This is a genomic window from Achromobacter sp. 77 (assembly GCF_020541125.1).
GTDB lineage: Bacteria > Pseudomonadota > Gammaproteobacteria > Burkholderiales > Burkholderiaceae_B > Achromobacter > Achromobacter mucicolens.
The window spans coordinates 2393617-2418787 of sequence record NZ_CP059848.1; the positions used below are offsets into that span (position 1 = coordinate 2393617).

25 protein-coding genes are annotated in these 25171 nt (G+C 64.9%); 20 read left to right on the forward strand and 5 right to left on the reverse strand.

From position 1 onward, the window contains the following. The first annotated feature begins 22 nt into the window (after nucleotides 1-22). Complete coding sequence (purF, locus tag H4P35_RS11000; protein WP_062841383.1) at nucleotides 23-1543, forward strand: amidophosphoribosyltransferase; 1521 nt, start codon at nucleotides 23-25, stop codon at nucleotides 1541-1543. A 74-nt stretch (nucleotides 1544-1617) separates the two neighbouring features. On the opposite strand, the gene H4P35_RS11005 is transcribed toward purF, so the two are convergent. From H4P35_RS11005 to map, 5 genes are all read right to left on the reverse strand, one after another. Beyond that, nucleotides 1618-2139, reverse strand: a complete 522-nt coding sequence (locus tag H4P35_RS11005) for a YgjP-like metallopeptidase domain-containing protein (RefSeq protein WP_226849026.1) — start codon at nucleotides 2137-2139, stop codon at nucleotides 1618-1620. 13 nt (nucleotides 2140-2152) lie between these two features. Next, entirely contained in the window at nucleotides 2153-2635 is a 483-nt protein-coding gene (locus tag H4P35_RS11010; protein ID WP_062841381.1) for a disulfide bond formation protein B, read from the reverse strand. A 49-nt stretch (nucleotides 2636-2684) separates the two neighbouring features. Beyond that, nucleotides 2685-3398 (reverse strand): MarC family protein, encoded by a 714-nt coding sequence (locus H4P35_RS11015; RefSeq protein ID WP_056316742.1) that lies wholly within the window; start codon nucleotides 3396-3398, stop codon nucleotides 2685-2687. 68 nt (nucleotides 3399-3466) lie between these two features. Further along, nucleotides 3467-6073 carry a [protein-PII] uridylyltransferase gene (locus H4P35_RS11020; protein WP_056316745.1) on the reverse strand — a complete coding sequence of 869 codons (2607 nt, stop codon included), beginning with the start codon at nucleotides 6071-6073 and terminating at the stop codon, nucleotides 3467-3469. Between the two features lie 16 nt (nucleotides 6074-6089). Next, nucleotides 6090-6911: a type I methionyl aminopeptidase gene (gene map, locus H4P35_RS11025; protein WP_226849028.1), complete on the reverse strand. Its 822-nt coding sequence runs from the start codon at nucleotides 6909-6911 to the stop codon at nucleotides 6090-6092. A gap of 899 nt (nucleotides 6912-7810) precedes the next feature. Here map and rpsB point away from each other — a divergent pair. The 19 genes from rpsB (at nucleotide 7811) to H4P35_RS11120 (ending at nucleotide 25155) form a co-directional block, all read left to right on the forward strand. Next, a complete protein-coding gene (gene rpsB, locus H4P35_RS11030; protein WP_056316750.1) occupies nucleotides 7811-8560 on the forward strand; it encodes a 30S ribosomal protein S2 in 750 nt (249 codons plus the stop codon). A 180-nt stretch (nucleotides 8561-8740) separates the two neighbouring features. After that, complete coding sequence (gene tsf / locus H4P35_RS11035; RefSeq protein ID WP_056316754.1) at nucleotides 8741-9619, forward strand: translation elongation factor Ts; 879 nt, start codon at nucleotides 8741-8743, stop codon at nucleotides 9617-9619. 179 nt (nucleotides 9620-9798) lie between these two features. Next, nucleotides 9799-10515 carry a UMP kinase gene (gene pyrH, locus H4P35_RS11040; protein WP_056316757.1) on the forward strand — a complete coding sequence of 239 codons (717 nt, stop codon included), beginning with the start codon at nucleotides 9799-9801 and terminating at the stop codon, nucleotides 10513-10515. Nucleotides 10516-10530: 15 nt separating this feature from the next. Continuing rightward, complete coding sequence (gene frr, locus H4P35_RS11045; protein ID WP_056316760.1) at nucleotides 10531-11091, forward strand: ribosome recycling factor; 561 nt, start codon at nucleotides 10531-10533, stop codon at nucleotides 11089-11091. Between the two features lie 176 nt (nucleotides 11092-11267). Then, nucleotides 11268-12032 (forward strand): polyprenyl diphosphate synthase, encoded by a 765-nt coding sequence (uppS, locus tag H4P35_RS11050; RefSeq protein WP_056316763.1) that lies wholly within the window; start codon nucleotides 11268-11270, stop codon nucleotides 12030-12032. 51 nt (nucleotides 12033-12083) lie between these two features. Then, on the forward strand, nucleotides 12084-12941 hold the full coding sequence (locus H4P35_RS11055; protein WP_056316764.1) for a phosphatidate cytidylyltransferase: 858 nt from the start codon (nucleotides 12084-12086) through the stop codon (nucleotides 12939-12941). Continuing rightward, nucleotides 12938-14137 (forward strand): 1-deoxy-D-xylulose-5-phosphate reductoisomerase, encoded by a 1200-nt coding sequence (locus H4P35_RS11060; RefSeq protein ID WP_175157224.1) that lies wholly within the window; start codon nucleotides 12938-12940, stop codon nucleotides 14135-14137. Before H4P35_RS11055 ends, H4P35_RS11060 begins: the two co-directional genes overlap by 4 nt. 54 nt (nucleotides 14138-14191) lie before the next feature. Further along, nucleotides 14192-15523 carry an RIP metalloprotease RseP gene (gene rseP, locus H4P35_RS11065; protein ID WP_142055686.1) on the forward strand — a complete coding sequence of 444 codons (1332 nt, stop codon included), beginning with the start codon at nucleotides 14192-14194 and terminating at the stop codon, nucleotides 15521-15523. Nucleotides 15524-15576: 53 nt separating this feature from the next. Further along, complete coding sequence (bamA, locus tag H4P35_RS11070) at nucleotides 15577-17910, forward strand: outer membrane protein assembly factor BamA (RefSeq protein ID WP_056316774.1); 2334 nt, start codon at nucleotides 15577-15579, stop codon at nucleotides 17908-17910. Between the two features lie 109 nt (nucleotides 17911-18019). After that, nucleotides 18020-18580, forward strand: a complete 561-nt coding sequence (locus H4P35_RS11075) for an OmpH family outer membrane protein (RefSeq protein ID WP_056316777.1) — start codon at nucleotides 18020-18022, stop codon at nucleotides 18578-18580. 18 nt (nucleotides 18581-18598) lie between these two features. Next, nucleotides 18599-19696: a UDP-3-O-(3-hydroxymyristoyl)glucosamine N-acyltransferase gene (gene lpxD / locus H4P35_RS11080; protein WP_056316781.1), complete on the forward strand. Its 1098-nt coding sequence runs from the start codon at nucleotides 18599-18601 to the stop codon at nucleotides 19694-19696. A 67-nt stretch (nucleotides 19697-19763) separates the two neighbouring features. Beyond that, the gene (gene fabZ, locus H4P35_RS11085; protein WP_006385190.1) at nucleotides 19764-20219 is read left to right on the forward strand and encodes a 3-hydroxyacyl-ACP dehydratase FabZ; all 456 of its coding nucleotides are present in this window, start codon (nucleotides 19764-19766) and stop codon (nucleotides 20217-20219) included. Continuing rightward, on the forward strand, nucleotides 20220-21014 hold the full coding sequence (lpxA, locus tag H4P35_RS11090) for an acyl-ACP--UDP-N-acetylglucosamine O-acyltransferase (RefSeq protein WP_152384193.1): 795 nt from the start codon (nucleotides 20220-20222) through the stop codon (nucleotides 21012-21014). After that, a complete protein-coding gene (gene lpxB / locus H4P35_RS11095; protein ID WP_226849030.1) occupies nucleotides 21011-22207 on the forward strand; it encodes a lipid-A-disaccharide synthase in 1197 nt (398 codons plus the stop codon). The genes lpxA and lpxB overlap by 4 nt, the downstream gene beginning before the upstream one ends. Further along, nucleotides 22194-22802: a ribonuclease HII gene (rnhB, locus tag H4P35_RS11100; RefSeq protein ID WP_152384195.1), complete on the forward strand. Its 609-nt coding sequence runs from the start codon at nucleotides 22194-22196 to the stop codon at nucleotides 22800-22802. Before lpxB ends, rnhB begins: the two co-directional genes overlap by 14 nt. Then, nucleotides 22799-23587, forward strand: coding sequence for an RNA methyltransferase (locus H4P35_RS11105; protein ID WP_226849031.1), 789 nt, complete (start codon nucleotides 22799-22801; stop codon nucleotides 23585-23587). Before rnhB ends, H4P35_RS11105 begins: the two co-directional genes overlap by 4 nt. Nucleotides 23588-23712: 125 nt before the next feature. Continuing rightward, complete coding sequence (locus tag H4P35_RS11110) at nucleotides 23713-24180, forward strand: DUF2846 domain-containing protein (protein ID WP_226849032.1); 468 nt, start codon at nucleotides 23713-23715, stop codon at nucleotides 24178-24180. Between the two features lie 166 nt (nucleotides 24181-24346). Then, entirely contained in the window at nucleotides 24347-24679 is a 333-nt protein-coding gene (locus H4P35_RS11115; protein ID WP_226849033.1) for a hypothetical protein, read from the forward strand. After that, on the forward strand, nucleotides 24676-25155 hold the full coding sequence (locus tag H4P35_RS11120) for a DUF2846 domain-containing protein (protein WP_226849035.1): 480 nt from the start codon (nucleotides 24676-24678) through the stop codon (nucleotides 25153-25155). Before H4P35_RS11115 ends, H4P35_RS11120 begins: the two co-directional genes overlap by 4 nt. Nucleotides 25156-25171: the final 16 nt, after the last annotated feature.

Below are 25171 nucleotides of genomic sequence, written 5' to 3' on the forward strand. Positions count from 1 at the left end.
AAATCAACCAGGAAATCTCACCATGTGTGGAATCGTAGGGGTCATCGGGCGCGGGCCGGTCAACCAGCTGCTCTATGACAGCTTGCTGCTGTTGCAGCATCGCGGGCAGGACGCCGCGGGCATTGCGACGTCGCAAGGCAACCAGTTCAATATGTACAAGGCGCACGGCCTGGTGCGCGACGTCTTCCGCACGCGCAACATGCGCGCGCTGCCCGGCACGTCGGGCGTCGGCCAGGTCCGCTATCCCACCGCCGGCTCCAGCGCCAGCGAGGAAGAGGCCCAGCCGTTCTACGTCAATGCCCCGTTCGGCATCATGTTGTCCCACAACGGCAACCTGACCAACTGGCGTGAGCTGCGCGAGTCGCTCTATCGCGTCGACCGCCGCCACATCAACACGAACTCCGATTCCGAAGTCCTGCTGAACGTGCTGGCGCACGAGCTGCAATCGGCCGCCAACGGCGTGTCGCTCGACGAGGACGCCATGTTCCGCGCCGTGTCCGCCCTGCACAAGCGCGTGCGCGGCGCCTATGCCGTCGTGGCCCAGATTTCCGGCTACGGCCTGCTGGCCTTCCGTGATCCCAACGGCATCCGCCCGCTGTGTATCGGCCGCCAGGAAACCGAAGAGGGTGTGGAATGGATGGTTGCCTCGGAATCCGTGGCGCTTGAAGGTAGCGGATTCACGTTCGTGCGCGACGTGGAGCCCGGTGAAGCCGTCTTCATCGACCTGGACGGCCGCATGGTGGCCCGCCAGTGCGCCGACAACCCGCAGCTGGTCCCCTGCATTTTCGAATACGTCTACTTCGCCCGCCCCGATTCGATGATCGACGGCGTGTCGGTGTACGACGCGCGCCTGCGCATGGGTGAGTACCTGGCCGACAAGGTCGCGCGCAACATGCGCCTGGGCGACATCGACGTCGTCATGCCGATTCCCGATTCCTCGCGCCCGGCCGCCATGCAGCTTGCCGCACGCCTGAACCTGGACTATCGCGAAGGGCTCATCAAGAACCGCTACGTGGGCCGTACGTTCATCATGCCGGGCCAGGCCGTGCGCCGGAAGTCGGTGCGCCAGAAGCTCAATGCCATCGGCATGGAATTCAAGGGCAAGAACGTGCTGCTGGTCGACGACTCCATCGTGCGCGGCACGACCAGCCGCGAGATCGTCGACATGGCCCGTGCCGCCGGCGCCAACAAGGTGTACTTCGCCTCGGCCGCGCCTCCGGTGCGCTTCCCCAACGTGTACGGCATCGACATGCCCACGCAGAGCGAGCTCATCGCCACCGGCCGCACGGACGAGGAAATCGCCCGCGCCATTGGCGCGGACAGCCTGGTCTACCAGGACCTGCACGACATGCAGCAGGCCGTGCGCGACATCAATCCCAAGTTGACGCGCTTCGAGGCCTCGTGCTTCGATGGCCAGTACATCACCGGCGACATCACGCCCGAGTACCTGGCCCGCCTGGGGCAATCGCGCTCCGAGCCCGGCAAGGACGAAGACGCGGGCGGTCTGCGCTTCAACATGGGGCACACCTCCGACGACGCCTGATCGCCGCCGGCGTTTCGCGCAGAACAAAATGCCGTCCCTCGGGACGGCATTTTTTTTACCCGTGCAGGTGCGATCTAGCCTTTCGCTTCCCACAGCGGCGTGCGCGTGGCCTCCAGGTGCGTCAGGTACAGGCGCAGGTCGAATTCGTACTGGTGGTAGTGCGGCTCCATGCGCAGGCACATGTTGTAGAAGGCCTTGTTATGGTCCTTCTCCTTCAAGTGCGCCAGCTCGTGCACGGTGATCATCTTCAGGAATGGGGTGGGCACGTTCTTGAACAACGTCGCCACGCGGATCTCGTGCTTGGCCTTCAGCTTGCCGCCTTGCACCCGCGAAATGTAGGTGTGCTGGCCCAGCGCGTGCTGAATCACATGGATCTTGCTGTCGAACGCAACCTTGTTGATCTGGTCGCCATTGCGCATGTGGGCGTTCTTCAGCTCGGTCACGTACTGGTAGAGCGCCTTGTCGGTGCGCACGTCGTGCGCGCCTTCCGGATAGCGCGCCAGGAGGGCCGCGCCCAGCTTGTCCTGGTCGAGCAGTTTCTGGGCCTGCGCCAGCAGCGGTTCCGGATAACCGGCCAGGTATTTCAGTGTCTGCATGTGCGCGCCGGGTTCAGGCACGGCCGCGCCTGAACGCCACCGGCAGCGCCATGAAGAACAGGATGACAAAGAGCGCCAGGCTCCACAGGGCGTATTCAACGCCCAGCACCGGCACCTTGGCGTCCATGCAGGTCGCGTAGATGCCGAACAGCGAGGGGATGGCGCTTTCCAGGCCGATGCCGGTCATGAAACGATCGGCAAAGGTCTGGTCGCACGAGAGCATGTTGGCGGCCACGCTGTACTGGTACCAGGCGGCCACGATGCCCGACAGCGACAGCAGGGCGGCCAGAAAGCCGCAGATCCGCGTCAGGGCGCGTCCGCCGCCAAAGCCGCCCACCAGGGCGACGACGCCGATCACCAGGTAGATCAGGCGCTGCAACACGCACCAGGCGCAGGGCGGCATGTCGAAGACGTGCTGGGAAACGAGGGCGATGCCCACGGCGCCGAAGGAGAAGAGGGCGATCAGGCGGAGCAGGCGTTCTGAGCGAGAGGTCATTGTTGCGTTGGAATGGGTTAAACGAGGCCGGCGCGACGGCCGGCCATGCTTAGGCCTTCGGGACGGGAATTGGTTGCATCACCTGGGTCAGCACGCCCAACAGGAGTTCCCGGGCGCCCTCCCAGAAGATCTGCACCCCCAGGCACAGCATGATGAAGGCCGACAGCCGCATGAAGACAGCGGTGCCATTGTCGCCCAGGCGGTGCAGCATCTGGGCCGCAAAGCGCAGGCAGACATACAGCGTGAGCGAAACGACGATGATGCCAGGAATGGAGCCGGCCAGGCGTACCAGGCTCAATGCGTGATTCTGGTCTCGTAGCGAGACCCCGACCGTGATGGCGGCCGCGATGGAGCCGGGACCGCAGCTGATGGGAAACGTCAGCGGATAGAACGCGCGGGCCTTGGCCATTTCGGGCGTGAACGATTCGGCCATGCGGGCGACGCGTTCGGTGTCGGCATCTGGCGAGTTCACCAGCCGCCAGGCGCTGGCGATCACCAGCATGCCCCCGCCCACGCGCACGATCGACAGCGAGATGCCAAAGAAGCTGAGAAGCACGTTGCCCGCGACCATGGCCACGATCAGCATCAGGCACACGTTGGTGGCGACCCGCTTGGCCAGCACCACCCGCGTGGCGGACGAAGCGCCCTCGGTCAGCGAGAGGAAGATGGGGGCGATCGCGGGTGGGTTCAGAAACGGCAGCAGCGTGGCCAGCGCGAAGAAAAAGCTGCCACCGAAAACGCGCAGATAGTCATTGAGCTGCATGGGAGCAAGCATCGCCTGGCCGAAAACCCGGATTGTATGCGGTCCGGGCGGGGTCTGGCGATGCGGGCTCAGGCGGCGCGCTGCTGGGCCTCGTCGCCGGAAAGCGCGTCCAGGATGTCGCGTTCGAACTGCATCTGGCTGCGGGGGCGCGCCAGGGCGGATCCGTCCACGATGAACACGTCCTCGACGCGGTCGCCCAGCGTCATGATCTTGGCCATGAGCAGGTTGACCTCGTGGCGGGCAAAGACGCGCGCCAGGGCATGCAGCAGCCCCGGCCGGTCGGTCGCCGTGACGGACAGGCGCCACGATGTGCTGCGCTCGTCCGGCTGCAGTTCGGCCTGCGGCATGACCGGAAACACGCGAGACACGCGCGACTGCCGGCCGCGTCCGTACCATCCGCCGCGCCCGGGCTGGGCCTGCGCGGCTGCTTGCGGGTCCTTCAGCCGCTCGGCCAGTTCGTGCTCGACCAGCGTGGCCTGCGCCCGCAGGTCGCTGGCGCCTTCCGGCAGCAGCACGATAAAGCTGTCCAGCGCCCAGCCATGGCGGGTCGTGTGGATGCGGGCGTCCTGAATGGACAGGGACTTGGCGTCGAAATAGCCGCAGATCGCCACGAACAGGTCGGGGGCATCGCGCGTGTAGACCATGATCTGCAGGCCTTCGCCCTGCTCGGTGGGGCGCGCCTTGACCACGGCCCGCGCGGGCTCGACCTGGTGGTACAGATGGCGCGTGTGCCAGGCGATGTCCGAGGCGTCGTGCCGCAGGAAGTACGCCACGTCCAGCTGATTCCAGAAGGCTTCGCGCGCGTCGTCGCGCAGACCGGCCAGGCGCGTCAGCCGCGCCGCTTCTTCCTTGCGTTCGGCCAGCACCGTATGGGCGTCGGCGTGGGCGCCGCCCAGCGCGGCCAGCGTCAGCTTGTACAGGTCTTCCAGCAGCTTGCCCTTCCAGGCGTTCCAGACCTTGGGGCTGGTTCCGCGGATGTCGGCCACCGTCAGCAGATACAGCGCGGTCAGATGGCGTTCGTCCTTGACCGTCGCGGCAAACTCCTTCACCACGTCGGGGTCGGACAGATCACGCTTTTGCGCCACCGCCGACATCAGCAGATGCTGGCGCACCAGGAACTCCACCAGCTTGGCGTCTTCGGGGTCCATGCCGTGGTCGGCCGCAAACTTGCGCACCTCGCGCGCGCCCAATTCAGAATGGTCGCCGCCGCGGCCCTTGGCGATGTCGTGAAACAGCGCGGCCACGTACAGCAGCCAGTGACGGTCCAGGCCCGCGATCAGCTGGCTGGCCAGCGGATATTCCTGCGCGTGCTCGGGCATGGTGAAACGGCGCAGGTTGCGCACCACCGCGAGCGTGTGCTGGTCCACCGTATAGGCGTGGAAAAGATCGTGCTGCATCTGGCCCACGATGCGGCGGAACACCGGCAGGTAGCGCGGCAGGATGTTCAGCATGGTCATGCGCCGCAATTCGTGGACGATGCCGCGCGGCTGCTGCAGGATCTGCAGGAACAGCTTGCGGTTGACCGGATTGCGGCGGAACTGCGCGTCGATGCGGTGTCGCGAATGCCAGATGGCGCGCAGCGTGCGGGCAGACATGCCCGTCAGCTCGGGGTGCTGCTGCATCACCAAAAAGGCGCGCAGGAGCAGGGTGGGATTTCGCTCGAAGCCGTCGTCCCGAATGATGTCCAGGCGGTCGCGCAGGTTGCGGAAATCGTCGTCGATGTCGCGCGCGTCGCTGTCGGGGCGGGGAAACAGCCGCTCCTCGATGTTCTGCACCAGGATGCCGTTCAGCTGCGTCACCAGCCGTGCCGCCCAGTAGTAGCGCTGCATCAGCAGTTCGCTGCCGCGCCGCGTGGCGGTGGCATGGATGCCGTAGACCTCGGCCAGCGCGGGCTGCAGGTCGAACAGCACCCGGTCTTCGCGTCGGTTGGCCAGCAGGTGCAGTTCGATGCGCAGGCGCTTGAAGGCTTGCTCGGCCTTGCGCAGGTCGCGCGCCTCGGACGAGGTCAGCAGCCCGGCCTGCGCCACCGAGCGCCAGTTGTTGCCAAACCCGGCGGCCCGGGCCATCCACAGGATGACCTGCAGATCGCGCAGCCCGCCCGGCGATTCCTTGCAATTGGGTTCCAGCGCGTAGGGCGTGTCGTGGTAGCGCCCGTGGCGCTGCTGCATTTCGACGCGCTTGGCCAGAAAGAAAGCTTGCGGATCGAGCCGCGACTTGGTGGCCGCGTCGAACTTGCGCATCAGCACGCGGCTGCCGGCCAGCCAGCGGGATTCCAGCAGGGCGGTTTCCACCGTGATGTCGGCATCCGCTTCGCGTTCGCAGTCCTCGATGGTGCGCACGCTGTGGCCCGGCTCCAGTCCCAGATCCCACAGCGACGCCACCAGCTTCTCGATCGCGCTTTCCTCGTCGGGCGTCGGCGCGTGCGGCAGCAGGATCAGCAGATCGACATCGGAGTGGGGATAGAGCTCGCCGCGGCCATAGCCGCCCACGGCCGCCAGCGTGGCGCCGACCGGCAGCGGGCAATGCTTGACCAGATCCCGCAGGGCGGCATCCACGATGCGCCGCAGTTCGGTCAGCAGGATGTCGGGGCGTTCGTGTTCCCGGAACTGGGCCACCGCGGCCCGCCGGGATTCCTGAATGCGTTCGCGCAGCTGGGTAAGGATTTCGGCGGTCATGGGTGGCTGCGGTGCTTCAGACGGCGGGGATGACGATGGGTTCGGTAATGAACGCGGGCGGCTGGGGCATGCCGGGCGACAGGGTCAGGACCTCGTAGCCGGTCTCCGTCACGCAGACGGCGTGTTCCCATTGCGCGGACAGGCTGTGGTCGCGCGTGACGACGGTCCAGCCGTCGGCCAATTGGCGGATCTCGCGGCGTCCGGCGTTGATCATCGGCTCGATCGTGAACAGCATGCCGGTCACCAGCTTGACGCCCGTGCCGGGCTTGCCGTAGTGCAGCACCTGGGGATCTTCGTGAAAGCGCTGTCCGATGCCGTGGCCGCAGAATTCGCGCACCACCGAAAAGCCGTTGGACTCGGCGTGCTTGTGGATCGCGTTGCCGATGTCGCCCAGGGTGGCGCCGTTCTTGACCTGCTGGATGCCCTTCCACATGCACTCGAACGTGATGTCGGACAGGCGCCGGGACAAAATGGACTGTTCGCCCACCGCGTACATCCGGCTCGTGTCGCCGAACCAGCCATCCTTGATGATGGTGACGTCGATGTTCAATGAGTCCCCATTTTTCAGCACCTTGTCGCCTGGAATGCCGTGGCACACCTGGTGATTCACGGAGGTACAGATGGCGCCGGGGAAGGGCGGGTAGCCGGGGGGTGCGTAGCCGACCGTGGCGGACTTTACCTTCAGTTCGTCGGTCAGGTACTCCAGGCAGAGGCGGTCGAGTTCGCCGGTGGTAACGCCCGGTTTGACGTGCGGCGTGATGAAATCGAGAACTTTGGCGGCGTCCTGGCAGGCGGCGCGCATCTTGGCCAGGTCGGCCGGATCAGTGATTGTGCCCATGGAAAGCTTGCGATGTGTCGCTTGAATGTCTGCTTGAAAGAATAGTAGAATTATAGGCTTCCCTAAAAATTTGGGGAGCAATCGGGTTACCGGCAAGAAGGGTCTGCACCGCCAGCGCTATGGCAAGAGCTTCGGCAAAAGCCAACGCTCAGGCAGTCTGACCCCCAGCCAAACCCGGCGGGTGCTGGCCTTTGGGTTCAGGGCACACCCGGCAGGATTGTTCGGTCATGCGCGGTTCTTCATAAGATCACGCGGCAGGCCCTGAAGTTTCACCGCAAGCGAAGGTTGTGGAGCGAATTCGGGCAAGCCGCAGGGTGTTGGGAAGCAGTCGGGCGTCGATCGGGATCCAGCCGGATGCGTTCGGGACATGAATGCCGCCGCCAGCTGGGCGCGGTGTGCTTGCAAGCCCGGAAGTGTTTTCGAGCGGCGATGCAGGTTCGGTATGGGCGCTGGATTAAGTTCTTGGAATTGCGCTGAAAAGCGCACCCTGAAAAGGGCATTCCTGAAGAGGATCCTTAAGAACTGCCACAGCGGCCTGATGCGCGGGCTGGCCTAGCGGCCAGGTTTGCGAAGAACTGGATTTCGCCGCCAACAAAACAATTCCGGGTGCGTCTCGAAGAAACTTCCAGGAGTCTCCTGGAGTGTCGGAAAGACGCAATGCAAGAATCTTGTGGTGGCGGCCGTCTGGGTTTATCGCGGCAGCGTAGTAGAAGTCGTTAAAGGCGAGCCGCTACAGGCAACGCGCCTGGAGCGTCGTAGTTATTGCGGCAGTGATCGGCCGGCCCGGTTAAAATCTTTGTCATCCCGCGTTTTGCGGGAAATCGCGCGCAACACCACCCAGGGTGTCAGCAAGATGCTGATGCAGGTGCGGCGCAAGAAACCAACCCTTGGAGAATTAAATGTCTTTGATGCGCGAAATGCTGGAAGCGGGTGTCCACTTTGGTCACCAGACCCGTTACTGGAACCCCAAGATGGCTCAGTACATCTTCGGTCACCGCAACAAGATTCACATCATCAACCTCGAAAAGACGGTTGATAAGTACCAGGAAGCCACCAAGTTCGTGAAGCAGCTGGCTGCTCGCGGCGGCAACATCCTGTTCGTCGGCACGAAGCGCGCCGCTCGCGAGCTGGTCGCTGCTGAAGCCGCCCGTTGCGGCATGCCCTACGTCGACGCCCGCTGGCTCGGCGGCATGCTGACCAACTTCAAGACGGTCAAGACCTCGGTCAAGCGCCTGAAGGACATGGAAGTCGTGGTCGCCGAAGGCGGCGCCGAGCGCATGATCAAGAAGGAAGGCCTGCTGTTCCAACGCGAACTGGACAAGCTGAACAAGTCGATCGGCGGCATCAAGGACATGAACGGTCTGCCCGATGCCATGTTCGTGATCGACGTCGGCTACCACAAGATCGCCATCGCCGAAGCCAAGACCCTGGGCATCCCCGTGGTCGCCGTGGTTGACACCAACCACTCGCCCGAAGGCATCGACTACGTGATCCCCGGCAACGACGACTCGGCCAAGGCCATCGCGCTGTACGCCAAGGGCATCGCCGACGCCGTCCTGGAAGGCCGCGAGCAAAACCTGAACGGTCTGGTCGAAGAGCTGGGCGAAGGTCAGGAAGAGTTCGTCGAAGTGCAAGACAACCAGGCCTAAGCCTGTTGTCATGTCCGGCGGGTAAGGTCTGGAAGCGGCGCCGCATCTGGTCCGCTTTCGCCCCGCCGGCGCTGCGAAGCTGAGCTCCCATCTTCCAGGCCCGCCACGTGCGGGCGTCTCATCGAATCAAATCACAGCCCCGGCCCGCCGGGGCGTGTCTTAGCAAAATTTGGAGCAAACATGGCTGAAATTACCGCTGCCCTGGTCAAGGAACTGCGCGAAAAGACTGACGCGCCCATGATGGAATGCAAGAAGGCCCTGACGGAAGCCGAAGGCGACCTGGCCCGCGCCGAGGAAATTCTGCGCGTCAAGCTGGGCAACAAGGCCAGCAAGGCCGCCGCCCGCGTCACCGCCGAAGGCCTGATCGGTCTGTTCATCTCCGCCGACGCCAAGAAGGGCGCCGTCATCGAAATCAACTGCGAAACCGACTTCGTCGCCAAGAACGACGACTTCGTCGGCTTCGTGAACAAGCTGGCTGAGCTGGTCGCCACGCAGAACCCGGCCGACGTCGCCGCGCTGTCGGCGCTGCCCTTCGGTGAAGGCACCGTCGAAACCACCCGTACCGCCCTGATCGGCAAGATCGGCGAAAACATCTCGATCCGCCGCTTCGAGCGCATCGAGACCGCCAACTCGCTGGCCAGCTACGTGCACGGCGGCAAGATCGGCGTGCTGGTGGAATACACCGGCGCCGAGGAAGTGGGCAAGGACCTGGCGATGCACATCGCGGCCACCAAGCCCAAGGCCCTGAACGCCGACGGCGTGAACCCCGCCGACATCGCCGCCGAGCGCTCGGTTGCCGAGCAGAAGGCCGCCGAATCCGGCAAGCCGGCCGACATCGTCGCCAAGATGGTCGAAGGCTCGGTCGTGAAGTTCCTGAAGGAAGTGACGCTGCTGTCGCAGCCGTTCGTCAAGAGCGACAAGCACACGGTCGAACAGCACCTGAAGGAAAAGGGCGCATCGATCAGCAAGTTCGTGCTGTTCGTCGTCGGCGAAGGTATCGAGAAGAAGACCAGCGACTTTGCCGCTGAGGTTGCCGCCGCCGCCGCTGGCGCCGCCTGACCTCTAGGTAGTGCTTAAAGGCCGGCGCTAGATTAAATTCTAGTCCGGCCTTTTTCGCCGCATGGGCCCCCAAAGGCAGACGCCGATGGGGCAGCCAACCCGCCAGGCGGGCGCGGTGCTGGGGGTCAACCCCATTCTTGTCTTACACTTTCGTCGGATTGTTCTTCGGGATATCACCTATGAGCAGCAGGGCATACAAACGGGTTCTTCTCAAACTTTCCGGCGAGGCGCTGATGGGCGACGATGCATTTGGCATCAATCGCTCCACCATCGTCCGTATGACCGATGAGATCGCTGAAGTCGCCGCCGCAGGCGTCGAATTGGCCATCGTCATCGGCGGAGGCAACATCTTCCGTGGCGTCGCCCCGGGTGCGCAGGGCATGGACCGCGCCACCGCCGACTACATGGGCATGATGGCCACCATCATGAACGCGCTTGCGCTGCAAGACGCGCTCAAGCACAAGGGTATCGACACCCGGGTACAATCCGCGCTGAATATCGATCAGGTCGTCGAGCCCTACATCCGGCCGAAGGCCTTGCGTTACCTCGAAGAGGGCAAGGTCGTGATCTTCGCCGCGGGTACCGGCAATCCCTTCTTCACCACCGACACGGCTGCGGCACTGCGCGGCGCCGAGATCGGCGCGGAGATCGTGCTGAAGGCCACCAAGGTGGACGGCATCTACAGTGCGGATCCCAACAAGGATCCCACCGCGACGCGTTACGCGCGCATCAGCTTCGACGAGGCGATCGTTCGCCGCCTTGAAGTCATGGACGCCACCGCTTTCGCGTTGTGCCGCGACCAGAAATTGCCGATCAAGGTGTTTTCGATCAATAAGTCCGGCGCGCTCAAGCGAGTCGTGAGCGGCGAGGACGAAGGCACGTTGGTACACGTTTAAAGAAAAGGAAATTCCATGAGCGCAGCAGAAATCCGCAAATCCGCCGAAGCCAGGATGGCCAAGTCGCTTGATACGCTCAAGACCAATCTGGCCAAGATCCGCACGGGCCGCGCCCACACCGGCATCCTGGACCACGTGCAGGTCGAATACTACGGCTCGCCCGTGCCGGTCGGCCAGGTCGCCAACGTGAACCTGGTCGATGCCCGCACCATCAGCCTGCAGCCGTACGAAAAGCACATGGCCGGCCCGATCGAAAAGGCCATCCGTGAGTCGGACCTGGGCCTGAACCCCATCTCGATGGGCGACACGATCCGCGTTCCGATGCCCGCGCTGACCGAAGAACGCCGCCGCGACCTGACCAAGGTCGTGCGCAGCGAAGGCGAAGACGCCAAGATCGCGGTGCGTAACCTGCGCCGTGAGGCCAACGAAGCGCTCAAGAAGCTGGTCAAGGACAAGGAAATCTCCGAGGACGACGAACGCCGTTCGCAGGACGACGTCCAGAAGCTGACGGATCGCGCCGTCGCCGACATCGACAAGATGGTCGTCCAGAAAGAAGCCGAAATCATGACCGTATAATCCCAACACGCCACGCGGCGCCGCTTTGTCGGCCCGCGTGGCGTCAGGATTTCGTTGCACATGCGCCGTCCTGTCCATTGCCTCGCGGTACTTCCTCGTAGCGATGGAAACGACGGCGCAGGTTTTTTCCCGTATTCGTGTCTTTCGCCGGTCCGCCGCGCGCAGCCCCCAAACTAATGGCAACAAGTTCGACTCAGGCGGTTCCCGATATCCGCGACATCCCCGAGCACGTCGCTATCATCATGGATGGCAACGGCCGCTGGGCGACGCGGCGTCTGCTGCCTCGCACGGCCGGGCATGCCAAAGGCGTGCAGGCTGTCCGCCGCGTGGTCGAGGCCTGCGGTCGCGCGGGTGTGCGCTACCTGACGCTGTTTGCGTTCAGTTCCGAGAACTGGCGCCGTCCGGCCGAAGAAGTCTCGCTCCTGATGCGCCTGTTCGTGCAGGCGCTCGAGCGCGAGGTCGGCAAGCTGCAAGAGCAGGGCGTGCGCCTGCACGTCATCGGCGACCTGAGCGCCTTCGAGCCGCGCCTGCGCGAGCTGATCGCCGCGGCCCAAGAGCGCACCGCCCACAACGACCGGCTGCACCTGACCGTCGCCGCCAACTATGGCGGCCGTTGGGACATCCTGCAAGCCACCCGCGCCATGCTGGCGGCCGAGCCCGACCTGGCCGCGCACCCAGAACGGGTGGACGAGGAGCGTCTTTCCAGGCACCTTTCCATGGCATGGGCCCCCGAGCCCGACCTGTTCATCCGCACCGGCGGTGAGCAGCGCATTTCCAATTTCCTGATCTGGCAGATGGCGTACGCGGAGTTCTACTTCACGGACCGCTACTGGCCGGATTTCGGCGCCAATGAACTCATGGCCGCCTTTGATTGGTACCGCACGCGCGAGCGCCGCTTCGGCCGCACCAGCGCACAAGTCAGCGAAGCGGCTGCAAAGTAAGCTGAACGCGACGCGCGCGTCTTTCCAGGCTGCACAAGAGGAGACCGTCACATGCTGGGCCAGCGTATCGTTACCGCCGTCGTTTTGTTGGCCATTCTGGCCGCCGCCATGGCGAGCGCCAATCCCTGGTGGTTCGTCGCGCTGCTGGCCCTTGCGGCCGCTTGCGCCAACTGGGAGTGGCTGCGCCTGACGCTGCCGCAACCGCCCTCCCCCCTGATCTCCATCGGTGTCGCCGTCCTGCTGTTCGCTGGCATGCTGGTGCTGACGTCCGCCTGGCTGGCGGGTGACCGGACCGGCGCGGGCGATCCCGGCTGGGTGCTGCGCTACCTGGTGCCGGCCGTGTCCGCCGTCTGGCTGTTTGCCGGCGTGGCCGCCGTGGTGCGCGGGCGCGCCGACGCGCCGCCGGCCAGTCTGGCGTGGTCGGTCTTCTCCGTCCCGGCCGCGTTTGCCGCTTGGGCGGTGCTGGCGCAGATGTACGTGGCGCGCGGCGCCGTGTTCGTCGTGTCGCTGCTGGCCCTCGTCTGGGTGGCCGATATTGCCGCTTACTTTGCCGGCCGGGCCTTCGGCAAGCGTAAACTGGCTCCGCGAGTGAGTCCGGGCAAGACCATCGAAGGCGCCATTGCTGGCGTCCTGGGCGCGGTGGTGTGGATCGGGCTGTCCAGCCTGTGGGACGGCACCTTCGGTCACGCCCTGGTGGAACGCTGGACTTTCTGGCTCGCTCTGCCGATCGCCGCGGTGCTGGGCGTGCTGTCCATTGTGGGAGACCTGTTCGAGTCGCTGCTCAAGCGCCGCGCGGGCCGCAAGGATTCCAGCACACTCTTGCCTGGCCATGGCGGCGTCTATGACCGGATCGATGCGATTCTTCCCGTCGCGCCGTTCGCGCTACTTTTGTCTGGAGTCTTGTTTTGACGGCTTTTCAACGTGTCGTCGTGCTGGGATCGACCGGTTCGATTGGTGAAAGCACGCTGGACGTGATTGCCCGCCACCCGCAGCGGATGGCGGTTTACGCGCTTTCGGCCCACAGCCGGATGCAACGGCTGGCCGAGCAGGCGCTGGCCAGCCGGGCCGCGGTCGTCGTGGTGCCCGACGCCGCCGCCCGCCAGAAATTCATCGATGCCTGGACGGGCGGGCAATCCATGCCCGAGATCCGCGTGGGCGCACAGGCGCTGGCCGACACCGCCGCGGATTCGCAGTGCGACACCGTGATGGCCGCCATCGTGGGCGCCGCAGGCCTGCCTTCGGCGCTTGCCGCCGCGCGCGCCGGCAAGCGCGTGCTGCTCGCCAACAAAGAGGCGCTGGTCGCCGCCGGCACGCTTTTCATGCAGGCCATCCGCGACAATGGCGCCGAATTGCTGCCCATCGACAGCGAACACAACGCCATCTTCCAATGTCTGCCGCACCAAGGCCGTGCCGATGCGCCGCAGCAGCCGGCCAAGGGCGTGCGCCGTTTGCTGCTGACCGCGTCGGGTGGGCCTTTCCGCGGCCGCGACCTGGAAGACCTGCACGACATCACCCCCGAGCAGGCCTGCGCCCACCCCAACTGGAGCATGGGCCGCAAGATCTCCGTCGATTCGGCCACGATGCTGAACAAGGGGCTTGAGGTCATCGAAGCGCACTGGTTGTTCGCGATGCCGGCCGATCGGATCGACGTGGTCGTCCACCCGCAGAGCGTCGTGCATTCGATGGTCGAGTACGACGACGGCTCGGTACTCGCGCAGCTGGGCCAGCCCGACATGCGCACGCCCATCGCGTACGGCCTTGGCTTTCCCGACCGCATCGAAAGCGGCGTAAGCCCGCTGGATTTGACCCGGCATGGCCGCTTGGACTTCGAGAAGCCGGATCTGACCCGCTTTCCGTGCCTGGCGCATTCCTTTGCCGCGATGCGGGCGGGGCAGGGCGCCTGCGTGGTGCTCAATGCGGCCAACGAGGTGGCGGTTGACGCATTTCTGGACGGGCGGCTGGCCTACACCTGGATTCCGCGGGTCATCGAGGCTGCGCTCGAGTGGCAGGCGCGGCAAGCATCTGTTACGCTCAGCAGTCTTGACGACGTACTTGCGCTTGACGCCGAGGCGCGCGCCTTTGCGGGCAACCTCGGACTGGCCTGATGGCGGGCCGCGATTGCCTCTGCGTTTGCCTCTGATTTCCTAGATTCCGACCCCATGCTTTTCACCTTGCTGGCCTTTGCGGTAGCGCTCGGCTCACTGATCATTTTCCATGAGCTCGGGCACTATTGGGTCGCCCGCCTTTGCGGTGTGAAGGTCCTGCGTTTCTCGGTGGGTTTTGGCAAGGTCATCCTGCGCCGCACCGACCGGCACGGGACCGAATGGGCGGTATCCGCGCTGCCGCTGGGCGGCTACGTCAAGATGCTGGACGATGCGCCGCCTGGGGCCTCGCCGGCCGTGGCGGCTTCCGCCTTCAACACCAAGCCCGTGGGCCAGCGCATCGCCATCGTGGCCGCTGGCCCCATCTTCAATCTGATCCTCGCGGTGTTCCTGTATGCGTGCCTGAACATGGCCGGCACCGAGGAACCCGTCGCCATCATCGCGCCGCCCGCGGCCGAGACCCCCGCAGCGCGGGCTGGGCTGTTGGCCGGCGACCGCATCCTGGCCATCGATGGCCAGGAAGTCGCCTCGTGGTCCGACGCCCGTTGGCGCCTGATGGACGTCATGTCCACCGGCGGGCGCGCCAGCATCGAGGTCAGCACGCCGTCCGGCGCCGTCCAGCGGCGCGAACTCGATCTTCCCCCCAACACGATGGACCCGGCCGAGGGCGACCCGCTTGCCGCGGCCGGCGTGCGTCTGGCCCAGCCCAAGCCCGCCGTGCGCGCGGTGATCGACGGCGGAGAAGGGCAGGCCGCCGGCCTGCGCGCGGGTGACCTGGTCGTGGCCGTCAATGGCCAGCCGGCGCCCGACACCGGCGCGCTCGTCAAGCAGATCCAGGAAAGCGCCGGCAAGCCGCTCGCCCTGACCGTGGTCCGGGATGGCGCCAACGTCACCCTCAATGTCACGCCCCGCCCTGAAGTCGTCAACGGCCAGGAAATCGGCCGATTGGGCGTGCAACTGGGCGGCAACGTGCCGATGGTGACCGTGCGCTATGGCGTCTTCGACAGCCTCTGGCGCGGCGCCGTCCGCACCTGGGACACCGCCTGGTTTTCGCTGCGCATGATGGGCCGCATGGTGACGGGCGACGTGTCGTGGCGCAATGTGAGCGGTCCGGTCACGATTGCGGACTACGCCGGCCAGACCGCCCGGATCGGAATTGTTGCGTATATCGCCTATATCGCATTGATCAGTATCAGCCTGGGCGTTTTAAATTTGCTTCCCATTCCTATGCTGGATGGTGGCCATCTGCTGTACTATCTCGTCGAAATTGTGCGGGGCAGCCCCCCGCCCGCAAGATGGATCGACATCGGACAACGCGCCGGCATAGGCATATTGGCAAGCCTGATGGGGCTTGCGCTGTTCAACGATTTCACGCGTTTGTTCACTTGAACGCCATTTAGCATAAAATCCCCCGCCATTTGCACGACCGAGGATACTCAAGGATGTCTTTTCGCCGGATGTTTCAACACAAAAAGGGTGTACTGCCGGGTCTCGTAGCCGCGCTGATGTTGCCGGCCTTGGCCCACGCCTTCGAACCCTTTGTCGTGCGGGATATCCGCGTGGAGGGTATTCAACGAACCGACGCCGGCACCGTCTTTGGTTATCTGCCTGTCAAGGTCGGCGAGAAATTCACCGAAGAAGAAGCCACCGAAGCCATCCGCCGTTTGTATGGCACGGGCTTTTTCACCGACGTTCAGATCCAGACGGACAATAATGTCGTCGTCGTGGTCGTTCAAGAACGTCCCACCATCGCGTCCGTTAACTTCAACGGCATGCGCGAATTCGATTCCAAGGCCATCACCACCTCGCTGGCGCAAGTCGGTTTTGCGGAAGGCCGCATTTTCGACCGCTCCATGCTCGAGCGCGCCGAATACGAACTGAAGCAGCAGTATCTGTCCAAGGGCAAATACGGCGTCGAAGTCACTTCCACCGTCACGCCGCTGCCGCGTAACCGCGTCGGCGTGAGCTTCGACGTGTTCGAAGGCTCGGTTGCCCGCATCCAGGAAATCCGTTTCGTCGGCAACAAGGCCTTTTCCGAAAGTGACCTGCTGGACGAATTCAAGCTGACCACCCCCGGCTGGCTGACCTGGTACACCGATACCGATAAATACTCGCGCGAAAAGCTTGAGGGCGACCTCGAACGCCTGCGCTCGTTCTACCTGGACAAGGGTTACCTGGAGTTCTCGGTCGAGCCGCCGCAGGTCACCATTTCGCCGGATCGCCAGGACATCCGCATCACGATCACCGTCCACGAAGGCGAGCCCTACAAGGTGCGCAGCGTCAAGCTGGCCGGCAACCTGCTGGGCCTGGACAAGGAAATCAACGACCTGGTGCAGATCAAGGCAGGCGAGACCTTCTCGGCCGCCAAGACCAACGATTCCGCCAAGGCGATCACCGACTACCTGGGTGAGCTGGGCTACGCGTTCGCCAACGTCAACCCGAACCCGCAACTGGACCGCGCCAAGCATGAAGCCGACTTGACGTTCTACGTCGATCCGAGCCGCCGCGTCTACGTGCGCCGCATCCAGATCGGCGGCAACACCCGTACCCGCGACGAAGTCGTGCGCCGCGAAATGCGCCAGCAGGAAGCTGCCTGGTACGACGCCGGCGACATCAAGACCTCGCGCGATCGCGTCGACCGTCTGGGTTACTTCAGCGACGTCAACGTCAAGACCGAGCCGGTCCCGGGCTCCCCCGACCAGGTCGACGTCAACGTCGACGTGAAGGAAAAGCCCACCGGCATGATCAACCTGGGCGTGGGCTACGGCTCGTCCGAAAAGGCCATTCTGTCGGCCGGTATCAGCGAAGACAACGTCTTCGGCAGCGGCACCAACCTGACGCTGCAACTGAACACCAGCAAGACGAACCGCGCCGTGGTGCTGTCGCATACCGATCCGTACTGGACCAAGGACGGCATCAGCCGCACCACGTCGGCGTACTACCGCGTGACCGAGCCCTGGAACAACAACGACGGTGACTACCGCGTCAAGGCCTTGGGCCTGGGCATGAACTTCGGTATCCCGATCTCGGAGTACGACCGCATCTTCCTGGGCGGCAACTTCGAACGCAACCAGATCGACCTGTACAACAACTCGCCGGCGGCCTACGAAAGTTTCGTTGACCAGTATGGCGATGCGACGAACTCGGTGATCTTGAGCGCCGGCTGGTCCAAGGACACGCGTGACAGCGCGCTGGCGCCGACCAAGGGTTCGTACACGCGCTTGAAGGCCGACGTGTCGACCATCGATCTGCAATACACGATGCTGACGGCGCAACAGCAGTATTACGTGCCGCTGGGCGGCTCGTACACCCTGGCGCTGAACGGCATGGTCGATTGGGGCCAGAGCTACGGCAGCAAGGATTACCCGGTCATCAAGAACGTCTATGCCGGCGGTATCGGCACCGTCCGCGGCTACGAAGGCTCGTCGCTGGGTCCGCGCGACGTCAAGACGGGCGATTACCTGGGCGGCACGCGACGCATCGTGGCCAACGCCCAGCTGTACCTGCCGTTCCCGGGCGCCTCGAAGGATCGCACCCTGCGCTGGTTCATCTTCAGCGACGCCGGTCAGGTGTCGGCGGGCAGCGGCCTGTCCTGCACCCGCGGCCGCGACAACACCGAGGTCGAGGATCCGTGCGGCTGGCGTTTCTCGGCCGGTATCGGCCTGTCTTGGCAATCGCCGATGGGCCCGTTGCAGCTGTCGTATGCGCGGCCGCTTAATTCCAAGCCGGGCGACGACAAGCAAAGCTTCCAGTTCCAGATCGGGACGGGATTCTAAGCGAGGCGTTACTCTTGAAAACAAGGGCGCGGCCCCCTGGTCCAGCGTCCTTGCTGTTTAGTGGCACAATACACACTTTGGCTTTGCCTTACTGGAAGGTGAGATTTTCATGATGTCTGATTTCGCACTTAAATCATCGAAGACGCTGGGCGCCAAGCGCCGTGGCAAGCTGGGCGGCTCCATTGCCCTGGTGGGTGCGCTCATTCTCGGTTCGGCTGCCGCGATCCCCGCGCAAGCGCAAGGCACCAAGATCGGTTTCGTCAATACCGAACGCATCCTGCGCGAATCGGGTCCGGCCAAGACTGCCCAAAGCAAGATCGAAGCCGAATTCAAGAAGCGCGACGACGAACTCCAGCGCCTGAACAACAGCCTGCGCTCGCAAGCCGAGAAGTTCGACAAGGACGCCCCCGTCCTGTCGGAATCCGACCGCGTCAAGCGCCAGCGCGAACTGGCCAACCTGGACACCGACCTGCAGCGCAAGCGCCGCGAGTTCCAGGAAGACTTCAACCGCCGCCGCAACGAAGAATTCTCGGGCATCGTGTCCAAGGCCAATGACGCCATCAAGCGCATTGCCGAACAGGAAAACTACGACCTGATCATCCAGGACGCGGTGACGGTCAACCCGCGCATCGACATCACCGACAAGGTGATCCAGAGCCTGGGCAAGTAAAGCGATACCCGTCTAGTCATGCCGGTTTTACTGGATCTTGCCCGCGCGCCGACACTTGAAGCATTGTTGAGCGCCGCCAATACCCAGGGTATGGACTGGCGTATCAGTGCGGTTCCCGGCGCAGACCCCATGCGGGTCTGCGGCATCGGGACCCTGTCTTCGGCCGGCCCCCAGGAAATCACTTTCCTGTCCAATCCCCGTTACCAAAGCCAGCTTGGCGCAACCGGAGCGGGGGCGGTCATCGTCTCCACCGACGTCGCCGAGGCGCTCGAAGCCCAGGGCAGCGACCGCCCGCCATTCGCGCTGGTCGTCTGCAAGCATCCCTATCTGCTCTACGCGCGCGTCGCGCAGTGGTTCGACACTGCCCGCAGACCCGCCTTGCCTGCTGAAACCCATCCCTCCGCCGTGGTTGCGCCCGACGCGATCATCGAAGAAGGCGTGCGTATCGGCCCGAACTGCGTCGTCGAAGCCGGCGTGCGCATCGGACGGGGCACGGTGCTGGGTCCGGGTTGCGTCATCGGCGCCGGATCGTCCATCGGGCCCGACGGCCGGCTGCATGCCAACGTCACGCTGTACGAAGGCGTCAAGATCGGCGCCCGAGTCATCCTGCACAGCGGTTCGGTGCTGGGGGCCGATGGTTTCGGCTTCGCGCCGGATCCTTCGCTGGGCAAGGGCGCCTGGGGCAAGATCCCGCAGTTCGGCGGCGTTTCGCTGGGCGATGACGTCGAAATCGGCGCCAACACCACCGTCGACCGCGGCGCCCTTGAAGACACCGTCCTGGCGGACGGCGTGAAGCTCGACAACCAGATCATGATCGGCCACAACTGCCGCATCGGCGCACATACCGCGATGGCGGCCTGCGTGGGTGTGGCGGGCTCGACCACCATCGGCGAGCGCTGCACCATCGGCGGCGCCGCGATGCTCTCGGGGCATCTGGTGCTGGGCGACGACGTGCATATCTCGGGCGGCACGGCAGTGACGTCCAATATTTCCAAGCCTGGCCGCTACACCGGGGTCTTCCCGTACGCGGAGCATGGCGAATGGCAGCGCAACGCCGCCGTGATACAACAGTTGGCGCAATTGCGCCGCCGCGTGCGCACGCTGGAAAAGGACTAGGGCGCGTTCGCCGCCCTGGCGCGCCCGCGCCGCCACATTATTTAATTTCGCAGGAACGCATAGAAAAATGGAACTCGACATCAAGGGGATCATGGAGAGGCTGCCGCATCGCTACCCGATGCTGCTGATTGACCGTGTCGTGGAAATGGTGCCTGGCAAGTCCATCGTCGCCATCAAGAACGTCTCGATCAACGAGCCGTTTTTCAACGGTCACTTTCCTCACCATCCGGTGATGCCGGGCGTGCTCATCGTCGAAGCCATGGCCCAGGCCTCGGCGCTGTTCTCGTTCACGGACGAGAACGGCGGCCTCAAGTGTGAAGGCGCCAAGACCGCCTATTACCTGGTCGGCATCGACGGCGCGCGCTTTCGCCGCCCCGTCGTCCCGGGTGACCAGTTGCGCATCGAGGTCGAAGCGGAACGCCTGAGCCGCAGCATCTGTAAGTATCAAGCACGCGCGACGGTCGACGGCCAGGAAGTGGCCTCTGCCAAGCTGATGTGCGCGATTCGCAGCCTGGAAGAGTAAATGGCAGGAAACATCCATCCCACCGCTGTTGTCGATCCGGCGGCAAAAATCGACCCGACCGTGGTCATCGGCCCGTTCGCAGTGGTGGGGCCTGATGTGACCATCGGTGCGGGGACCGAAATCGGCCCGTACTGCATGATCGACGGTGTGACCACCATCGGTCGCGACAACCGCTTCTATCGCTATTGCTCCATCGGCGGCATGCCGCAGGACAAGAAATACGCGGGCGAGCCGACGCGCCTGACGATCGGTGACCGCAACACGGTGCGCGAATTCGTCACGCTGAATACCGGCACGACGCAGGATGGCGGTGAAACAACGCTGGGCAACGACAACTGGATCATGGCCTACGTTCACGTGGCCCATGACTGCCACATCGGCAGCAACACGATCCTGGCCAATTCGGTGCAGCTTGGCGGCCACGTGCACGTGGGCGACTGGGCGATCATCGGCGGCCTGACCGGGGTGCACCAGTTCTCGCGCGTGGGTGCGCACACCATGACGGGCGGCAACAGCTCCCTCATGCAGGACACCCCGCCTTTTGTGCTGGCGGCCGGCAACCCGTGCCGTCCGGTGGGCATCAACGTCGAAGGCCTGAAACGCCGCGGTTTTTCCGCGGCCTCGATTTCGGCTCTTCGCGAAGCCTACAAGATCATCTACCGCCGGGGCCTGCCCCTGGACGCGGCGCGCGCCGAACTGCGCGAGCGCCAGCAATCTATCCCTGAGGCCGCGGAGCATCTGCAGACGCTGCTGGACTTCCTGGACGTCGCCTCCCGCGGCATCATCCGCCCATGAGCGCTCGGATCGGCATGGTGGCCGGCGAGCCTTCGGGCGACCTGCTGGCCGGACGCATCATTGCCGGTCTGCAAGCGCGCGACAGCGGCGTGCGCTGCGAGGGCATCGGCGGACCGCAGATGCAGGCGCGAGACTTCGACGCCTGGCATCCGATGCACGCGCTGACCGTGTTTGGCTACGTGGACGCGCTCAAGCGCCTGCCGAGCCTGCTGGCCACCTACCGCGACGTCAAGCGCCGCTGGCTCGCCGAGCCGCCGTCCGTCTTCGTGGGCATCGACGCACCCGACTTCAATCTGCGGCTGGAGCACCAGCTGCGCCAGGCGGGCACGCCGACGGTGCATTTCGTCGGCCCCTCGATCTGGGCCTGGCGCTACGGGCGCATTCACAAGATCCGCGAATCGGTCTCGCACATGCTGGTGCTGTTTCCGTTCGAGGAAGAGATCTACCGCAAGGAACGCATACCGGTGACGTACGTGGGGCATCCGCTGGCCGGCGCGGTGCCGATGCAGCCGGACCGCGCGGCGGCCCGCGCGCGCCTGGGCATCGATCAAGACGCCCGTGTGCTGGCGATCCTGCCCGGCAGCCGGTCCTCGGAGATCCGTCTGCTCGCGCCGCGCTTTCTGCAGGCGGCCCAGCAACTGCTGAAGAAGGATCCAGCTCTGCAGTGCATCGTGCCCATGGTCAATGACCAGCGGCGGGCCGAGTTCCTGGAAATCCTGGCCCAGTACCCGGTGCCCGGTCTGCGCTGCGTCACCGCGCACGATCTGCACGGCGAGGGCGGGGACCGCAAGGCGCCGGTGGCCTGGTCCGTCATGGAAGCCGCCACGGCCGTCCTGGTCGCAAGCGGCACCGCCACGCTGGAGACGGCGCTGTTCAAACGGCCCATGGTCATCTCCTACGTCCTGTCACCCTGGATGCGGCGGATCATGGCGTGGAAGTCCGGTCAGCAGCGCCCGTACCTGCCGTGGGTGGGCCTGCCCAACGTGCTGCTTCGCGACTTCGTCGTTCCCGAACTTTTGCAGGACGACGCGACGCCCGATAAACTGGCCGAAGCGACCTGGCAGGCGTTGACCGACGACGCCCTGATCGCCCGCGTGGAGGCCCGTTTCACCGCCATGCACCAAGACCTGTTACGCGATACGCCGGCGCTGGCCGCGCAGGCGATCCTGGAGGTGGCCGATGGAGCAGCCTGAGCTTTTCGTGGCGCCGGAGCAGCCCGCGCTGCTGACCGCCGGCGTCGACGAGGCGGGCCGCGGCCCGCTAGCTGGCGAGGTCTACGCGGCGGCGGTCATTCTGGATCCATCACGCTTCATTGACGGCCTGGCCGACTCCAAGGTCCTCACCGCCGTGCGCCGCGAGGAATTGGCGCTGCAGATCAAGGAACAGGCGCTTGCCTGGTGCATCGCCAGCGCCACGGTCGCGGAAATCGACAGCCTGAACATCCTGCGCGCCACCATGCTGGCGATGCAGCGCGCGGTGCAGGGCCTGGCCACCGTGCCGCAACTGGCGCTGGTCGACGGCAATCAGGCGCCCAAACTGCGCTGCACCGTGCAGACCGTCATCAAGGGCGATGCGCTGGTGCCGGCGATCTCGGCCGCCTCCATCCTTGCCAAGACCGCGCGCGACGCCGACCTGCTTCGCCTGCACGCCCTGTATCCGCAGTACGCGTTCGACCAGCACAAGGGCTACGGCACGGCGCTGCATCTGCAACGGCTGCGCGAGCACGGTCCGTGCGCCGAACACCGGCGCAGCTTCGCGCCCATCAAGGCCTTCGGCCTGGTTTCATGAAGCACATCAGTTCCCGGGACAACCCGGCGGTCAAGGCGCTGGTCAAGTTGGCCGGCACCGCGGGTAAGCGTGGCGCCCCGGTGCTGCTCGATGGCGTGCACCTTTGCCAGGCATGGTTGCAGCACCACGGCGCGCCGGATCGGGCGATTTTCGACGTGGACCGCCTTTCCCAGCCGGACATCGCGGCGCTCGCCGCGGCCGTGCCGGACAACGTCAGCCTCGCGCTAGACGCGCGCCTGATGCACGCCGTGGCCGCCGTCGAAAGCGGGCAGGGCGTCGCCTTCCTGGTCACGCCGCCGGTGCCCGCGCTGCCTGAACAGGTGGATGAAACCTGCGTGCTGTTCGACCGCATCCAGGACCCTGGCAATGTGGGCACTTTGCTGCGCACGTGCGCCGCGGCCGGCATCAAGCGGGTGTTTCTTGCCACGGGCTCGGCGGCGGCCTGGTCTCCCAAAGTGCTTCGCAGCGGCCAGGGCGCGCATTTTGCCCTGGATATCCACGAGCATGTCGATCTCCAGGCCTTGATGCCGCGCTTGCGTGTGCCCCTGGTGGCGACGGCGCTGGACGGCTCGCGCGACCTTTACGCGGACCGCCTGCCTGAGCGGTGCGCGTGGGTGTTCGGGCATGAGGGCCAGGGTGTGGCGCCCGCGCTGCTGGCCGCTGCCAGCCTGAAGGTGCGCATTGACCACGACGCCGCCGCCGTCGAGTCGCTGAATGTCGGCGCCGCCGCAGCGATCTGCCTGTTCGAGCAGCGCCGACAGGCGACCCAGCGCCATCCCGCCTGAGCCGGCGCGGGATCCCCCCGTTTTTCCACCGATTGATGGGCGGATCTGCCCCCTATACTGCCGCGCTTGTGCAACGTGGGCGGCGCACTGACGCGGCCCGCATTTCGAGCCCGGGGAGGGGACACGTGAAACACTGGATCAAACTGAGCCTGGCCGCGCTGGGCGCCGCAACTGTGCTGGCGGGCTGCGCCGGCCCCCGGTATGGCGACGTGGCGGCCAAGATCTCCGCGCTGGAACCGGGCGAAGGGCGGATCTATTTCTACCAGCCCAAGACATCCAACGGCGACAAGGTGCCGCATCCGGCCATCCTGGTCGACAACGCCCGCGTCGGCAAGTCAAAATCAGGCCACTTCTTTTTCGTGGACCGGTCGGCCGGGACACTCGAAGTGATCACGGCAACGGACCGCAAGGAACGCAAGGACCCGCTGGTCGTGCCGCTTGCGGCAGGGCAGACGCAATACTTCCGGGTGGACGTCGCGGGGGGCAAGCAAGTGCTGCGCCTGGAGCAGTCGCGCGACGCCGCGCAGCAAGCGCTTGCCGACTTGCGATATTGGGGCGCGGGCCGACGCGAGCGCGAGGCGCTGCGCTATTGAGCGCGGATACGTTTTGTAGATTTCTGACGCACCCCTATACTTACGCACTTCATTCGTTGCCGGGGTATCCATGGTGTCGTCGGAAGTTCCAAAAATCGCGGGCGCGGCCCGCCTGAGCAAGTTTGCCGTGTTGGCCGTCGCAGGCATGCTCTCCTTGAGCGCGTGCATGTCCGTGTCGACACAGCGGGCGAACCTGGTGCCCGTGGCGCCGGCGGACCCGGTCAACGTGATCCAGCTGTCGCGCTTGGTCACCGCCCAGCTTCCCAATGACAGCATTGCGAATCTGCCGGCGGCGTCGCAATGGCAGCGCGTGGGCGCCTTGCCGCAAGGCGACGTCTACCGGTCGCTTGGCGGCCTGTTCACGGTCCAGACGCGGCGCCAGGGGGAGGCCTATCTCGTGGCGTCCTCGGGAAAGCTCGTTGGCTTTTACCTGCCTGGTGAAATGGCCTATCTGCCATTGAACCGTCCTGTCACCCTGCCTGTGGAAATGCGTCAATGAAAATCTGGTTGAAATTGGCGGCGACGGCCGCGACGGTGGTTGCGGTGGCCGGCTGCGCTGGTCCGCAATACCAATCCTTGCAGGGGCGCATGCCGCCAATCGCGCAAGGCGAAGGGCGCATCTACTTCTACCAGCCGCAGGCGCAGGCGTCGGCCGCCGCGGTGGCGCAGCAAAAGCTGCGCGTGAACGGCGATGTCGTAGGGCGCAACAAGCCGGGCAGCTTCTTTTTCGTGGACCGCCCGGCAGGCAGTTATGTCGTGACCAACCTGTATTGGACGGGCGACGGCGTGAGTTTCAAGCTTGATCCGGGTCAGACGCGCTATGTGCGCATCAAGGCCGAATCGCTGGGCAGCACGGGCACGGTGGGCAAGCTGTCCATGGAAATGGTCGATCCGCCCGAGCTCGCCGAAACCGAGCTCTTGAAGATGCGCTATTGGGGCGCGGCTTCGCCCGAGCAGGCTCCGGGCTTGCGTTAGACCCAAACCTGAAGAG